The organism is Sphingopyxis sp. USTB-05 (assembly GCF_023822045.1).
Lineage (GTDB): Bacteria > Pseudomonadota > Alphaproteobacteria > Sphingomonadales > Sphingomonadaceae > Sphingopyxis.
The window spans coordinates 1026216-1040494 of sequence record NZ_CP084712.1 but is presented as its reverse complement, the minus strand read 5'-3'; the positions used below and the strand labels follow the sequence as shown (position 1 = coordinate 1040494).

Genomic DNA, 14279 nt, shown 5'->3' with positions numbered 1-14279 from the left:
CGGCATTTTGCGCAGCGCCCGGCGCAGCGTCAAGGCGCCGCCGGCGCGGGAACCACGCCCGATTCGCGAAGCGCCGTCGCGGCACGCTGGATCACGACCGGGGTGATGATGAACCGGCCCAGCACCTGTTCGGGCGTCGCACTGGCGGGCTGGCGTGTATAGGCGAGCAGGCGCAGCCACTGAGCACGCGCTTCCGCCACCTGTCCCTGCCGTGCCTGCACGATCGCCCGCACCATCATATATTGCGGCTCCATATTGCTTGGCGACGGCATATGATCGAGGATCTGGCGCGCCTCCTCCTGTTCGCCGCGCTGCGACAGGGTGAAGGCGAGCGTGACCGCGGGAACGCCGGGATAGGAGGAATCGAGCTGCAGCGACCGGCGGAGCAGCAGCTCGCCCTCGGTTCCCATCCCGCACGTCATCTTGAACAACCCAAGAAACCCGGACATGTCGGCATCATAGGGATTGAGCGTGATCGCAGCGTCGCCCATCGCGTTGCCGCCGGCACAGTTGCCCGCATAGAAGTTGGCGCGCGCCATTGCGAACAGGCCCGCAGACGAATTGGGGCTGCTTTCATAGGAACGCTGCGCCAGTGCCCGGGCTTCCGCAAAGGCTTCGCGCCCCGCAGGCGTCGTGCGTTGGGGCTGCCAGTCTCCGAAACGCACGAGCGACAACGCCGTGAGTGCGACCGGATCGCGCGGGTTGGCCTTGACCGTCGCGCGGAGACACGCGTCGACGGGTTTCGCGTTCGCCACATTGCGCATCTGGCGCATCCGGTTGAACTGCGCGAGGCACGGAAAGCCAGGTGAGAAATTGTCGGGCTGACGTTGAACCTGATCGCGCACGATGACCCCATAGTCCCCAGCAAGCTGCGCGATGAGCGGCTCGATGGCGACGAATTCGGGCGTTTCATCCGGCGTCAGGCGCAATTGTTGCGACCAGATGGCGCGCTGATCCGCGACGCGGTTGAGCACAAGCGTGACGTCGGTATTGCCCTCGACCGTGCGGACGATCGACGTATCGAGCCGGTAATCGCTTTTGCCGACGGCCGCGCTGCCCGGCGCCTTCGCACTCAAAAGGTCGACGAGGTCGAAACGACGCAACCCATCGCGCAATTTTCCGTCGAGTGCCCGCGCCAAAGCGCGAGATTCCGGCAGGTTTCCTGCGACGGGCGCGCTGACTTCGATCAAGGGGACCGGTACCGGATCGCCGACGAACAACCGGTCGGCCTCGCCGCGGAGCGTCCAGAGCGTGAAAAGCGCGAGCGCGAGAAGGATGAGGACGACAATCCAGCGGCCGAAGCGAGCACCGCGGTCCGGCGCGCGCCGGGCGCCGCCGGGAACCGCCGCGCGGCCCGCGCCTCCGGCGACGGCGCCTGCGGTCTTGACGTCATCGTCGGCCGATGGTTCTTCCGCCGACCGCGCTGCCGGCGGCGCCGAGCGATACTGGACGACGACTTCATAGCTGCCCTGGGGAACGCGAAGGCGGTGAACCCACGGCGTATCGGCATAATAGCGATCGAGCAGGCTGCGCAGCCGCCCCACCATGACCCGGGGATAGCTGTCGACGGCCGGATCGAAATCTTCGCTGCGGCCCAGCGCCTCGGTCGCGATCGCATAAGCCTTGGGCGAGCTGCGTCCGCCGCGCAGGCGGTGCTCGACCAGGAACTGCAGCAGGCGCGACAGCACGGGCGAGCGGGTAAACATCGGAGAATCGAGCAGGCTCTCAAGCTCCGCCGCGATGATCCGGTCGACCTCGGCGGGGTCCTGTATCTCGTTCGTTTTCGCCTGGTCCATGCTACCCTCAAATACCCCTCGCGGGCGGTGCGGTAGATACGCCAATCGACTGGCGCGGCCACCCATTGTTACTTCTACGTAACGGTAACAAGGCGCCTGAACGCCATATCAGAAGAAAAGCACCGCGCCAATCTGCGAGGAAAAACGCGAAAGCCGGTTAAGAATTGGTTATCAAATGGCAACATCGTGGCATGTGACCCCTTGTAACTGCCGCAGCTTCGAAACTGTGGCATTCTTTCCTCCATCGCGTCATTCCTACGATGATGCGGTGTGAGGCCAAAAGGCGAAAGGTGCGAGCTGGTCCCTGGCACCCTTCGATCCCCCTCAGGTCTCATTTTTAGACTTCGCCGGGCGACCCGACAGCCCCACCTGTTCTGTCGCCCGGCAAGTCGATACGCTTCACCGCTCATCGCATGACACGCCGTCCGGGCCAGAGCCGCAGCGCGAGCGCGGCGACCATGACGCTGCCAAAGACAATGCCGACGACACGCTTTTCCGGATCGGCGCCAAAGGCACGCCCAGCATAGCTCGCGGTGAAGATGAACCATATATAATAGACGCCAAAACGGTGCAGATGCCTCCACCATTTGCCGAGCCGCCTCTGCCAGGCGTCGGTCGAGGTCAGCGCCATCAGATAGATGACGACATAGGCCAGCCCGCCGCCGATCAGCGATTGCCAGGTCCGCCCCGGCGCATAGACGATGACGTTGATGCCGAGCGCGACGAGGTGAATCGTGTGCGCCAGCGCGAAGCCCAACCCCCATTGCCGTCGCCGGCGCAGTAGCGCGCGCGTCGCTGGTCCAGGCCAGCGACGCATGAGCGTCGATGCAAGGAAGGCGACAAGAAACAGCGGCAGTCCCGCCCGCGCGGTCCATCGTGCCGCTAGTCCCGCGCGTTCGGCAGCGTCCGCTCCGGCGAGCAATCCGGCGGCTACCGCAAGCAGCCCGGCAGCAAGGCCGAGCAGCAACGGAGTGGCACGACGATCGAGCCAAGCGGTCAAGTTCAGGCAGCACCGATATGCAACGCGCGATGCCCGTTACCGTCGAAGGCGGCCCTCATAATAATATAACAGAGCATGGTTGCGACCCCCCTCTAGGTGCAACCTATATGAAAGGAGCGCCGGTTTCCACCGGCGCTCCAAAATTTTTCCTAAAAGGCGCGCCGACTTACGTCGTGGTCGGCGTTTTGCAGGGACCAGTGTGGGTGCTGGTCATCTGCATGACCATTTCCATATCGCCGCCGGTCGGGACCTTGCCCTTGGTCGTGATGGTGACGTCGGTCTTCTTGGCTGCCATCGTGCCGACCATCGCCATGTCGACGGTCTGGCCGTTGGCCGTGCAGGTGCCCGCGACGTCGATCTTGCCGCCGGCGACGTCCTTCTTCGACCATTTGCACTCGCCGCCGTTGCCCGGACCCTTGGCGAGTTCAGCCGCGACATCTTCCTTGTCGACCTGTTCCTGCGTGAAGCACTGGTCCATGCCGCTGGCGCCTTCCATCATCTTCGCCATGCCGTCCTTCATTTCGGCGGGCATGCCGGGGACTTCGAACTTCACCAGCTTGACGTCGGTCTTCCAGTTACCCGCTTCGCGCTTCACCGGACCGCTCGCATTTTCGCTCTTGCCGCTGCAACCGGCCACTGCGACCAGCGCGCCAATGGCGGCTACCGTCAGAAATTTCTTCATACCCTGTCTCCTGTGACTATTCATTCGGGGGTTCTGTTTTGATTCATTGCGATTGTGGACCCGCCCCATCGATACCATATTGGCAGCAATGGCAATTCAGATTCGTACATCGCTCGATGAAATCGATACGGCCGAGGGTTATGTCCCGCACCGTCCGGCACGCCCCGACAAGGTCGAAGGCGGCAAACGATTCGAGTTAGTTAGCGACTATGAGCCCGCCGGCGACCAACCGACGGCGATCAAGGAACTGGTGTCGACGGCGCTCGACGGGGAGCGCGATCAGGTACTGCTCGGCGTCACCGGTTCGGGCAAGACCTTCACCATGGCGAAAGTCATCGACGAGTTGCAGCGCCCGGCGCTGATCCTCGCGCCGAACAAGATCCTGGCGGCGCAGCTCTATGGTGAGTTCAAGAGCTTCTTTCCGAACAATGCGGTCGAATATTTCGTCAGCTATTACGACTATTACCAGCCAGAGGCCTATGTGCCGCGGTCCGACACCTATATCGAGAAGGAGTCGAGCGTAAACGAGGCGATCGACCGCATGCGCCACTCGGCGACGCGTGCGTTGCTCGAACGCGACGACGTCATCATCGTCGCCTCGGTATCGTGCCTCTATGGCATCGGCTCGGTCGAAACCTATTCGGCAATGATCTTCGATTTGAAGAAGGGTCAGGTCGCCGATAACCGCGAAATCATTCGCAAGCTTGTCGCGCTGCAATATAAACGCAACGATCAGGCATTCGCGCGCGGCAATTTTCGCGTGCGCGGCGACAGCCTCGAAATCTTCCCCTCGCACTATGAGGACATGGCGTGGCGCGTCAGTTTCTTCGGCGACGAGATCGAGGAAATCACCGAATTCGACCCGCTGACGGGCAAGAAGATCGCAAATCTCAACTATGTCCGCGTTTATGCGAACAGCCACTATGTAACCCCCGGCCCGACGCTGAAGCAGGCGTCGGAGGCGATCCGCCACGAGCTTGCTGAGCGGCTAAAGGAACTTGAAGCCGAAGGACGACTGCTCGAAGCCCAAAGGCTTGAACAGCGCACCAATTTCGACCTGGAGATGATTGCCGCGACCGGTAGCTGCGCGGGGATCGAGAATTACAGCCGTTTCCTGACCGGCCGCCTGCCCGGCGAGCCGCCGCCGACCCTGTTCGAATATCTGCCCGACAACGCCCTGCTCTTCGTCGACGAGAGCCACCAGACGATCCCACAGATCGGCGCGATGTCGAAGGGCGACCATCGCCGCAAGATCACCCTCGCCGAATATGGTTTCCGCCTGCCGAGCTGCATCGACAATCGTCCGCTGCGCTTTGCCGAATGGGACATGATGCGGCCGCAGACAGTGAGCGTATCGGCGACGCCCGGGACGTGGGAGATGGACCGTACGCAGGGCGTCTTCGCCGAACAGGTGATCCGCCCCACCGGCCTGATCGACCCGCCAGTGTTTATCAAGCCGGTCGAGGAGCAGGTTGACGACCTGATCGCCGAGGCAAAGGCGACCGCGGCGGCGGGATACCGCACGCTCGTCACGACACTGACGAAGCGCATGGCCGAGGATCTTACCGAATTCCTTCACGAAGCGGGGCTCAAGGTCCGCTACATGCACTCGGACGTCGAGACGCTCGAGCGTATCGAGATCATCCGCGACCTGCGGCTCGGGGTGTTCGACGTGCTGGTCGGGATCAACCTGCTGCGCGAGGGCCTCGACATTCCCGAATGCGGGCTCGTGGCGATCCTCGACGCCGACAAGGAAGGCTTTTTGCGCAGCGAAACCTCGCTCGTCCAGACCATCGGCCGCGCGGCGCGCAATGTCGACGGCCGCGTCATCCTCTACGCCGACCGCATCACCGGCAGCATGGAACGCGCGATGCGCGAGACCGACCGGCGCCGCGAAAAGCAGGAAGCGTATAACGCGGAGCACGGCATCACCCCGACGACGATCAAGCGCAACATCGGCGACATCATCGCGCATGTCGCGTCGAAGGATCAGGTGACGATCGACATCGGCGACGACAAGCCCGCGCACATGGTCGGCCATAATCTGCGCGCGTACATCCAGGAGCTCGAAAAGAAGATGCGCGACGCCGCCGCCGACCTGGAATTCGAAGAAGCGGGCCGACTGCGCGACGAAATCCGCAAGCTCGAAGCCGATGAACTCGGCCTGCCCGCGGACGAACAAGTCGCGCCGCGCGTCGGGCGCTCGAACGAGGGCAAGCCGGGGACACGCAAGGGGCGTTTTGGGAAGCAGAGCAAGACCAAATGGGGGCGGTGAGCTACTCCGGTTTGGATTAATCCCTGGCCCCAACTCCTAGCGTCAAAGCCAAGGCGCTGACAAAGGAAGCAAATGATGGCACGGGGAACACTCCCTTTGACCCGGCGGACTATCTCGAAGCCGCTGAGGACATCCACTATTATTTAGAGGCGGCGATGGAGGGAAATGATGCAAAGCACATCGCCAGCGCGCTAGGGGATGTTGCGCGATCGAAGGGAATGACCGAAATCGCACGGCAAACCGGACTCGGAAGACAAGCGCTCTACAACGCGCTTTCCAAGAACGGAAATTCCACGCTGAAGACGCTGACAGCAGTTCTTGACGCGCTTGGCCTGCAATTATCGGTACAACCCATGGTTGCCTGATCCCATGCTTCGACAAAACGTATACGTTTTCCGATAAGCGTCCTTGCCCCCGCCGTTTCGGCTGCCTAGGGTCCGCCCCGCAACGGGGAGAACCATCAATGAAAACAGGTCTGTCGCTTATCGCCCTGGCGCTTGCCGCCGCCGCGCCCGCCGCCCTTTACGCGCAGGACAAGCCTGCCGACGAGAAGGCCAAGGCCGAAAAGCCCACCGATTATGAACCGCAGGTTCGCACCACCAAGCTGTCGGGGACATTCGGCGGACAGCGGATCAACTATGCCGCAACGATCGGCGAGACGATCATCAAGAATAAGGACGGCGTGCCCGAAGTCGCGGTCGTCACCACTTCATACGTCAAGGAACCGCGCGATCCCAATCGGCCGATTACCTTCCTGTTCAACGGCGGCCCGGGGTCGGGCACCGTCTGGTTGATGATGGGGGCGTTCGGGCCCAAGCGCGTGGCGATCCCCGGCAATGGCACCGACGACGGCGCTCCGCCCTATCCGATCGTCGACAATCCCGACGCGCTGCTCGATGTCACCGACGTCGTGTTCATCGACCCGCCGGGTACCGGCTTCTCGCACCTGATCGGCAAGGCGGACCCAAAGGATTATTACGGCGTCACGCAGGACGCAAAGCTGGTTGCCGAGGTGATCCGCCGCTGGCTCAACGACAATGGCCGCTGGAACAGCCCCAAATATCTTGGCGGCGAAAGCTATGGCACGACGCGTTCGGCCGCGGTCGCCAACCAGTTGATGAACGAGACATATAATGATGTCGCGCTGAACGGGATCATCCTGATCTCCACCGTGCTCGATTTTGCCGCGGGCGCCGATACGCCGGGCAATGAATTGTCGCCGATCACCAATCTGCCCTCGATGGCCGTGACCGCCCTCTATCACGGCAAGGCGACGGCTTCGTCGCCCGAAGCCTTTGCCGAGGAAGCACGGCAATGGGCGATCGGCCCCTATGCCACCGCACTGCTCAAGGGCCAGAAATTGCAGGGAGAGGAACGCGCCGCGATCCGCCGCGAATTGTCGCGCTTTACCGGCCTGTCCGAAACCTTCCTGGAAAATGCCGACCTGCGCGTCACGCCCAGCCGCTTCTACAAGGAATTGCTGCGCGACCGCGGGCTGACCGTCGGCCGGCTCGACAGCCGCTACACGGGCAAGGATTATGACAGCGCGGGCGAAAGCCCCGACAATGATCCAAGCTTTTATGGCATCGACGCAAGCTATACCGCGGCGATCAATAGCTGGAGCCGCGACGGGCTGGGGTTCAAGACCGACCGCGAATATCAATCGATCGGCCGGATCGGGGGTCAATGGGACTGGCGGATCGGCGACCGCGACAGCAACTCCTATCTGAATGTCGCGCCCTATATCGGGCAGGCGCTACGCGAGAATTCGGGGCTGAAGGTGCTGGTCGCACAGGGCTATTATGATTTCGCGACGCCCTTTTTCGCCGCCGAATATGCGCTGTCGCGCACCGGCATCCCCCAGGACCGCATCCAATATACCTATTATGGGGCGGGTCACATGATGTATATCCGCGACGAGGACCGCCATAAATTGTCGGCGGATATCCGGGCCTTCATTCGGGCGCGCTAAGGATCAAAAGGGGGCGTCGCCGAACGCCCCCTTTTTTTGTTTCAGCGCAGGATGCCCGCCGCAGCCTGGCGCCGCGCATAGACATAGAGCGCGATCAGGATCGCCCAAATGATCGCGGTGAAAATCATCGGAAAAGTGCCGAACATGCGCATCAGGTCGGCATAATGCATACCGAACTGATAGATGCAGCTGATCGCAAGCCCCACCAGCGAAAGCAGGAAGGCCGTCACCGCGTGGCGGCTGCGCACAAGAAGCAGCACCGATCCGAGCACCGATCCCCAGACGCCGAGCGCCCAGCCGATATTTGCCCAGATGGGATAGCTGGCGAACCAGGCCTGCTGCTCGGGAGTGAATCCTGCGAGATATTCGGCGTTGCCCATCTTCGTCATTGTATAGTCGAGCGCGCCGAAAGCGTTCCACACCAGCGACACTCCGCCGACGACCCACAGGTGCCACGGCGTTTTGCGAACTTCCGTCATAACAGTCTCCCCCCTCCAGAAAGATCAGGCGAAGCTTTCATCCTTTGCCGTCGCCATCAACGATGTGATATAGTCGCGTAATACAGCAATGTTACGATCGAAATAACCGATGTCGCGGTATGTGCGCGCCTGCATCACCGCACCCTCCATCACCGTCAGCACGAATTCGCCGAGCGCCTTGCGGTCGGCGTCCTTCGGCAGCCGGCCTGCCGCAGCGTCGAAGCAGCCGGCAATCGCGGTGGACCAGTTGGTGAAATTGGCCGCCATCAGGTCGCGCACCACCGGGTCGGGCTCGTGAATCTCGAGAGCGAGGCTGCCGATCGGACAGCCATAGGTGCAGTCGGTGACGATCAGATGCGTGCGATAGCCGGCGAGCAGCGCAAAAATGCGCTCTATCGGATCGTCCACACCCTCCCAGTTCGGCGCCAGCAGCATCTCGTCGATCCCGTCGCGATAAAGTTCGAGTACGCCGACGAGGACGTCCTGCTTGCCCGGGAAGAAATGATAGAGGCTGCCCGAATGGACCTGGCTGCGCGACAATATGTCGGAGACCGAGGTCGAGAGATAGCCCTTCTCCCAGAACAGCTCCATCGCGGTCATCAGGATGCGGTGACGCGTGTCGGCTGCGTTCATGATGCCCCTTCCTATCCGGCGCGATCATAGGCGGCGCGGAGCCAGGCTGCTACCCGGTCATCTGCCTCGTCGGCGGCGATACGGACGCGATGCGAGACCATCGCGTTCCAGCTCCCCGCAAGTTCGAGCTTTCCCGTCAGTTCCTCGCCCTTCAGCGCGAGGCCAATGTCGAAGCGATCCTTGGTCGACGGCTGGAGCAGCGCGAACTGTTTTTTGCGACGCAGGCTGACATAGCCCTTCTTTGGCGCCAACTCGACATCATCGCCGAAACCCTGAACGAGCGCGATCAGCCGGTCATATAGCGGACGCCAATGCGCCCTCGCGCCGTCGAACGCAGCTTCGACCAACGCGTCGCCGTCCTGCGACAGCGATGACGACGCGTTCGCGGCATGGACGATCATATTGGCGTAGCCGTGCCCGAGGCCATGTTCGGATTTGAGGTGATTCACCAGTGCCATATGGCCGGAAATGCCGGTCGCGCGCGTCGCGGCGACCCATTCGTCCAGCCCCTTGCCAGTCTTGGCACGGAGTCTTTCGCCCATCTTCTCGAATTCGTCGGCCATCGGCGTCCTCCCTCGTCAAGATGAGTTGATTGAACATTCAACCAAGGATTTTGTCAAGAGACTTGGCAAGAGGATGGCAAGCCCCGATATGCGCGCAATGTGTGTCGTCGCCCTCGCCCACCAAGCCCATCCCGACTGGCCCCTCATTCTCATCGGCAATCGCGACGAGTTCCACGCGCGCCCCGCCGCGCCGCTCGCGGAATGGGGCGACGGCAGCGGGATCATCGCTGGCCGCGATCTTCAGGCCGGCGGCACCTGGCTTGGCGTCCACCGCCCCAGCGGCCGCGTCGTTGTCGTGACCAATGTGCGGGGCGCCATGCCCGATCCCGACAAGGAGTCGCGCGGCGCGCTGGTGGTCGACCTGCTGCGCGGCGAAGGGCGCTTCGCCGACCCTGCGGCCGACGACCTGCCGCGCTTCAACGCGTTCAACCTGTTCACGGTGGACGGCGGCGCGCGGCTGCTGACCAATCGCCCCGTCCCGTTGATCATCCCGCTGGAGTCCGGCGTCCACGCGCTCGCCAACGAGCCGGTCGACGCCCCCTGCCCGCGCGCCGAGCGTCTGCGCCTCGCGCTGGAGGCCGTGGTCGCAGCGGGCGCCGAGCCGGAGAGCCTGCTTGATACGCTGATGAAAGAAGACGACCCCGCACTGTTCCTGCGCGGCGACGTCTATGGCACGCGCGCTTCGACGCTCGTCGCGGTTTCGGCGGGCGGCGACGTCCGGATGATCGAGCGGCGATACGAAAAGGGCGGCCGTCCCGCTGGAACGACCGCCCTCGAATTTCGTATCGGCTGAGCCAGCGCTTATTTCGGCGCGATCACCATCAGCATCTGACGGCCTTCGGTACGCGGGTGCGCTTCGACCTTCGCGATCTCGGCGGTCAGTTCGGCAACACGCTGAAGCACGTTGAGGCCAAGCTGCGTGTGGCTCATTTCGCGGCCGCGAAAGCGCATGGTCATCTTGACCTTGTCGCCTTCCTCAAGGAAGTCGAAGACCTTCTTCATCTTCACATCGAAATCATGATCGTCGATGTTCGGGCGCATCTTGATCTCTTTGATTTCCTGCGTCTTCTGGCTCTTGCGTGCGAGGTTCGCCTTCTTCTGCGCCTCATATTTGAACTTGCCGACGTCGAGGAATTTGCACACCGGCGGATCGGCGTTCGGAGAGACCTCCACCAGGTCGAGACCCACCTCGGCCGCCTGCTCGATCGCTTCGGCCGTCAGCATTACGCCCAGATTTTCACCTTCCTCGTCGATCACACGAACTTTCGGAGAGGAGATGAATTCATTGTAACGCGGGCCGTTTTTCGGCGGCATCGGTGCCATTGGGCGACGGGTCATGGGCGGTGGTATAGCTGTATCTCCTGGGTCGTTTAAAATAGGCGTGCAGCATCGACGCAAAAACACGCGTGGTGGTCATATAGTGATCAAAGCGCCGTCGTAAAGGGCGCGCCGCTCACCTTATAACGCTTTTCGGGCCGACTGTGGCTGCTCTGCCACTACCATTTTGTCGGCGCGGGATCGACGACGCGGAAGCCGCCTGCGCCGATCTCGCTAACCTCGAGCGCACGCTCGGCGATCCCGCGATTGCTGAAGCGGAAAATGCCGTCGATACCGCCGAAACCGTCGGCAGCGAGCAAGCGGTTCGCCGGGAAATTGGTACCCGGTTTCCAATCGCGCGCGATGCGTACCGTCAACAGCACCGAGTCGTAACCGAGACTCGCGAGCCGATACGGCGCCTTTCCGAAGCGCGTGCGATATTTGGTCGCGAGTTGGCCGTAGAGGCCGTCCGAGACGCTGGCGAACCACGACCCGCGCATCACCGCGCTGCTGCCGAGCGCCGCGTCGGTGTTCCAGAGTTCCGTGCCCAGGATTTGCTTGTTCCCCGTCGTCTTGATCACGGGAACGGCGCGGATCGCATTGCCGCCGCTGTCGGCAATCAGCACCGCGTCCATCGCGCCGGCGTTGGCGATCCGCCGCGCCGCGCCCGTCAGCGCGGTCGCGCTGCGGTCATAGCTTTCCACCGCGACGAGCGTGCCGCCCGCCTGGGCCACCGCAGCGCGGAACGCTGCGGCCGAACGGTCGCCATAAACATTCTTGGGAACGAGAGCGCCGAAACGCTGATGCCCCTTGGCGCGCGAAAAGGCGACGACGCGTTCGACCGACTGGCCGGGAACGAAGCCCATGATAAAAACGCCGTTGCCCGCAACGCTGCTGTCGTTCGAGAAGCTTAGCACCGGCACCTTCGCTTCGCGTGCGACCGGCGCGACTGCGGTGACGTCTTCGCTGAGCAGGGGGCCGAGGATCAGCTTATTGCCGTCGGCGACCGCTTGCCGCGCCGCCGCGGCGGCGCCGAGTGCGGTGTCATAAGTGGTGATGCGCACGCGTTCGGTGCGCGAGTCGAGCAGCGCCAGCGTCGTCGCATTGGCGATCGCCGTACCCACGTCAGCATTCGGGCCCGTTTGCGGGACGAGTAGCGCAACGCGATGGCGATCGGTGTCAGTGGGAAGGCCGGGGCCGACATTGTCGTCCGGGTTTGTCGGCGGCGGCGGGGTCGCCGGGCCGTTCGACTTGGGCACGACCTGACACGCCGCGAGCAGACCCGCCATCGCCGCCACACCCAGCCCGCGCAACATTTGGCGGCGGGCCGGTGCATTATTTTGGCGCTGGGCGACAGTTTCTGCCATTTTCAGCGTCATGCCAGATTCGAACATCTCAGATTCTCCCTTGCCCGGTCTCTATATCGTCGCGACGCCCATCGGCAACCTTGGCGACATCACCCCGCGTGCCGCCAAAACGCTCGCCTCCGCTGGCGTGATCGCCGCAGAGGATACGCGCGTGACCGCGAAACTGCTGTCGCATCTGGGTTTGCGTGTTCCGATGACCCCCTATCATGATCATAGCGACGAACGCACCCGCGCCGCGCTGGTTGCGCGAATGGAGCAAGAAGTTGTCGTTTTGGTGTCGGACGCCGGCACCCCGTTGATTTCGGACCCCGGCTACAAGCTCGTCCGGGATGCGCGTGCGGCGGGACGGCATGTGACGACCCTGCCCGGCCCCTGCGCCGCGATTGCCGCTATCACGCTGTCGGGCCTGCCGAGCGACCGTTTCCTGTTCGCGGGCTTCCTGCCCAACAAGGCAAAGGCGCGCGCCGACACTCTCGCCGAATTCGCGGCGCTGCGCGCCACTCTGGTCTTTTACGAAAGCGGTCCACGGCTGTCGGCGTCGCTTTCCGCGATGGCCGAAGGGCTCGGCGATCGCGAGGCGGCGGTCGCGCGCGAGATCAGCAAGATGTTCGAGGAATGCGTCACTGGCACGCTGACCGAACTCTCTGCTCGCTACGCCGATGCGCCGCCCAGGGGCGAGATCGTCGTGATCGTCGGCCCGCCGGGCGAGATTGTGGCCGAGGCGGCCGACGATGCGACCCTCGATGCAGCGCTCCGCGACGCCATGGCCGACAAACCCGTCGCGCAGGCGGCAAAGGCGGTGGCGAAGCGCTTCGGGCTCGATCGCCATGACGTCTATGCACGCGCGCTGACACTGAAAGAGCAGGCTTGAACCGCGCCGCCGCCGAAGCACGTGGGCGCAAGGCCGAGCGCCGCGCCGCATGGTGGCTGCGCCTTCACGGGTGGCGCATTTTGGGCGAGCGGCTCCGCGTGCCCGTCGGCGAAGTCGACCTTGTTGCGCGACGTGGGCGGACCGTCGCCTTTATCGAAGTCAAATGGCGCGATCGCGCCACCGATCTCGACCTTGCCATCGACCAATATCGCCTGCGCCGCGTCGCTGCAGCCGCCGAAATGCTGAGCCCGCGCTTCGCGGGACCACGCGACGATATCCGCATCGACGTGATGCTTCTTGCGCCAGGGCGCCTGCCACGCCATCTGGTCCACGTCTGGCAACCTTGAGGAAGAAATAATGACCCTGCGCGCCGCGGTACAAATGGACCCGATGGATGGTATCAATATCGGGGGCGACAGCAGTTTCCACCTGATCCTGAAGGCGCTCGAACGCGGTTACGAGCTTTATCATTATGACGTGCGCGGATTGACGTGGGAGGCCGGGCGGTTGACGACGAAAGCGCACCGCATCATCGAGGCGCAACGTGAGGCAGGCGCGCACTACAAGTTCGGCGATGAAGTGCTGCTCGACCTAGGCCGCGATATCGACGTCGTCCTGATGCGACAGGATCCGCCCTTCGACCTCGGTTACCTCACCGGCACCTGGCTGCTAGAACGCATCGCGGGCGAGACGCTGGTGGTGAACGACCCGGTCTCGGTCCGCAACGCGCCGGAAAAAGTGTTCGTGCTCGATTTCCCCGAGTTCATGCCGCCGACGATGGTGACGCGCGAACTCGACGCGGTGAAGGATTTTCAGGCCCGCCACGGCGCCGTGGTGATCAAGCCGCTCCACGGCAATGGCGGCAAGGCGGTGTTCAAGATCGACGCCGACGGCGGCAACCTCGGCGCGCTTGTCGAACTGTTCGGACAGGTGTGGCCCGAACCTTTCATGGTGCAGCAGTTCCTGCCGAGCGTCAGCAAGGGCGACAAGCGCATCGTGCTCGTCGACGGCGAGGTCGCGGGCGCGATCAACCGCAAACCCGGCGAAGGCGAATTCCGTTCGAACCTGGCAGTCGGCGGCTATGCCGAGGCGGCCGAACTCACTCCGCGCGAGCAGGAAATCTGCGACGTGCTCGGCCCGCAACTGCGCGAACGCGGGCTGGTCTTCGTCGGTATCGACGTCATCGGCGGCGAATGGCTGACCGAAATCAACGTCACGTCGCCCACCGGGATCGTTGCGATCGACCGTTTCAACAACAGCGATACGGCGGGAATGATCTGGGACGCGATTAAGCGGCGGATCGGCTGACGCGCCCGCGCGTTCC

General features: G+C 63.1%; 15 protein-coding genes. 7 read left to right on the top strand and 8 right to left on the bottom strand.

Annotated elements, in window-relative coordinates:
• Nucleotides 1–29 precede the first annotated feature (29 nt).
• The 3 genes from KEC45_RS04575 to KEC45_RS04565 form a co-directional block, all read right to left on the bottom strand.
• On the bottom strand, nt 30–1796 hold the full coding sequence (locus tag KEC45_RS04575) for a tetratricopeptide repeat protein (RefSeq protein ID WP_252171535.1): 1767 nt from the start codon (nt 1794–1796) through the stop codon (nt 30–32).
• Nucleotides 1797–2202: 406 nt separating this feature from the next.
• Nucleotides 2203–2796 carry a hypothetical protein gene (locus KEC45_RS04570; RefSeq protein ID WP_252171534.1) on the bottom strand — a complete coding sequence of 198 codons (594 nt, stop codon included), beginning with the start codon at nt 2794–2796 and terminating at the stop codon, nt 2203–2205.
• Between the two features lie 166 nt (nt 2797–2962).
• Nucleotides 2963–3478: a DUF3617 domain-containing protein gene (locus KEC45_RS04565; protein WP_062182524.1), complete on the bottom strand. Its 516-nt coding sequence runs from the start codon at nt 3476–3478 to the stop codon at nt 2963–2965.
• Nucleotides 3479–3566: 88 nt separating this feature from the next.
• Between KEC45_RS04565 and uvrB the strand changes: the two genes are divergently transcribed.
• The 3 genes from uvrB to KEC45_RS04550 all read left to right on the top strand — a co-directional run bounded on the left by uvrB (nt 3567) and on the right by KEC45_RS04550 (nt 7725).
• On the top strand, nt 3567–5753 hold the full coding sequence (gene uvrB, locus KEC45_RS04560) for an excinuclease ABC subunit UvrB (protein WP_062182527.1): 2187 nt from the start codon (nt 3567–3569) through the stop codon (nt 5751–5753).
• 23 nt (nt 5754–5776) lie between these two features.
• Nucleotides 5777–6118: an addiction module antidote protein gene (locus KEC45_RS04555; protein ID WP_368389967.1), complete on the top strand. Its 342-nt coding sequence runs from the start codon at nt 5777–5779 to the stop codon at nt 6116–6118.
• Between the two features lie 98 nt (nt 6119–6216).
• Nucleotides 6217–7725, top strand: a complete 1509-nt coding sequence (locus KEC45_RS04550) for a S10 family peptidase (protein ID WP_252171533.1) — start codon at nt 6217–6219, stop codon at nt 7723–7725.
• A 41-nt stretch (nt 7726–7766) separates the two neighbouring features.
• On the opposite strand, the gene KEC45_RS04545 is transcribed toward KEC45_RS04550, so the two are convergent.
• Genes KEC45_RS04545 through KEC45_RS04535 form a run of 3 tightly spaced genes read right to left on the bottom strand, consistent with a single transcriptional unit; the run spans nt 7767 to nt 9400 of the window.
• The gene (locus tag KEC45_RS04545; RefSeq protein ID WP_062182536.1) at nt 7767–8204 is read right to left on the bottom strand and encodes a hypothetical protein; all 438 of its coding nucleotides are present in this window, start codon (nt 8202–8204) and stop codon (nt 7767–7769) included.
• A gap of 24 nt (nt 8205–8228) precedes the next feature.
• Entirely contained in the window at nt 8229–8837 is a 609-nt protein-coding gene (locus KEC45_RS04540) for a TetR/AcrR family transcriptional regulator (RefSeq protein ID WP_252171532.1), read from the bottom strand.
• Nucleotides 8838–8848: 11 nt separating this feature from the next.
• Nucleotides 8849–9400: a DUF4287 domain-containing protein gene (locus KEC45_RS04535; RefSeq protein ID WP_252171531.1), complete on the bottom strand. Its 552-nt coding sequence runs from the start codon at nt 9398–9400 to the stop codon at nt 8849–8851.
• An 88-nt stretch (nt 9401–9488) separates the two neighbouring features.
• Here KEC45_RS04535 and KEC45_RS04530 point away from each other — a divergent pair, with 88 nt between their 5' ends.
• Nucleotides 9489–10193 (top strand): NRDE family protein, encoded by a 705-nt coding sequence (locus KEC45_RS04530; RefSeq protein ID WP_252171530.1) that lies wholly within the window; start codon nt 9489–9491, stop codon nt 10191–10193.
• An 8-nt stretch (nt 10194–10201) separates the two neighbouring features.
• Here KEC45_RS04530 and infC read toward each other — a convergent pair whose 3' ends face one another.
• Both infC and KEC45_RS04520 read right to left on the bottom strand, forming a co-directional pair.
• Nucleotides 10202–10738 carry a translation initiation factor IF-3 gene (gene infC, locus KEC45_RS04525; RefSeq protein WP_062182544.1) on the bottom strand — a complete coding sequence of 179 codons (537 nt, stop codon included), beginning with the start codon at nt 10736–10738 and terminating at the stop codon, nt 10202–10204.
• 158 nt (nt 10739–10896) lie between these two features.
• On the bottom strand, nt 10897–12111 hold the full coding sequence (locus KEC45_RS04520; protein WP_368389962.1) for a penicillin-binding protein activator: 1215 nt from the start codon (nt 12109–12111) through the stop codon (nt 10897–10899).
• Between KEC45_RS04520 and rsmI the strand changes: the two genes are divergently transcribed.
• The 3 genes from rsmI to gshB are packed head-to-tail and all read left to right on the top strand — an operon-like array spanning nt 12095 to nt 14263.
• A complete protein-coding gene (rsmI, locus tag KEC45_RS04515) occupies nt 12095–12955 on the top strand; it encodes a 16S rRNA (cytidine(1402)-2'-O)-methyltransferase (RefSeq protein ID WP_252171529.1) in 861 nt (286 codons plus the stop codon). The genes KEC45_RS04520 and rsmI overlap by 17 nt on opposite strands.
• Nucleotides 12952–13302 (top strand): YraN family protein, encoded by a 351-nt coding sequence (locus tag KEC45_RS04510; RefSeq protein ID WP_062182550.1) that lies wholly within the window; start codon nt 12952–12954, stop codon nt 13300–13302. Before rsmI ends, KEC45_RS04510 begins: the two co-directional genes overlap by 4 nt.
• 10 nt (nt 13303–13312) lie before the next feature.
• On the top strand, nt 13313–14263 hold the full coding sequence (gene gshB / locus KEC45_RS04505; RefSeq protein ID WP_062182553.1) for a glutathione synthase: 951 nt from the start codon (nt 13313–13315) through the stop codon (nt 14261–14263).
• The last annotated feature ends 16 nt before the right edge of the window (nt 14264–14279 follow it).

Bases quoted from the DNA above. Each gene is read 5' to 3' on its own strand.
- KEC45_RS04530 (WP_252171530.1), top strand. From the start codon at position 9,489: ATGCGCGCAATGTGTGTCGTCGCCCTCGCCCACCAAGCCCATCCCGAC.
- KEC45_RS04550 (WP_252171533.1), top strand. From the start codon at position 6,217: ATGAAAACAGGTCTGTCGCTTATCGCCCTGGCGCTTGCCGCCGCCGCG.
- gshB (WP_062182553.1), top strand. From the start codon at position 13,313: ATGACCCTGCGCGCCGCGGTACAAATGGACCCGATGGATGGTATCAAT.
- KEC45_RS04520 (WP_368389962.1), bottom strand. From the start codon at position 12,111: ATGTTCGAATCTGGCATGACGCTGAAAATGGCAGAAACTGTCGCCCAG.
- KEC45_RS04545 (WP_062182536.1), bottom strand. From the start codon at position 8,204: ATGACGGAAGTTCGCAAAACGCCGTGGCACCTGTGGGTCGTCGGCGGA.
- infC (WP_062182544.1), bottom strand. From the start codon at position 10,738: ATGACCCGTCGCCCAATGGCACCGATGCCGCCGAAAAACGGCCCGCGT.
- KEC45_RS04540 (WP_252171532.1), bottom strand. From the start codon at position 8,837: ATGAACGCAGCCGACACGCGTCACCGCATCCTGATGACCGCGATGGAG.
- KEC45_RS04535 (WP_252171531.1), bottom strand. From the start codon at position 9,400: ATGGCCGACGAATTCGAGAAGATGGGCGAAAGACTCCGTGCCAAGACT.
- uvrB (WP_062182527.1), top strand. From the start codon at position 3,567: ATGGCAATTCAGATTCGTACATCGCTCGATGAAATCGATACGGCCGAG.
- rsmI (WP_252171529.1), top strand. From the start codon at position 12,095: ATGCCAGATTCGAACATCTCAGATTCTCCCTTGCCCGGTCTCTATATC.
- KEC45_RS04565 (WP_062182524.1), bottom strand. From the start codon at position 3,478: ATGAAGAAATTTCTGACGGTAGCCGCCATTGGCGCGCTGGTCGCAGTG.
- KEC45_RS04575 (WP_252171535.1), bottom strand. From the start codon at position 1,796: ATGGACCAGGCGAAAACGAACGAGATACAGGACCCCGCCGAGGTCGAC.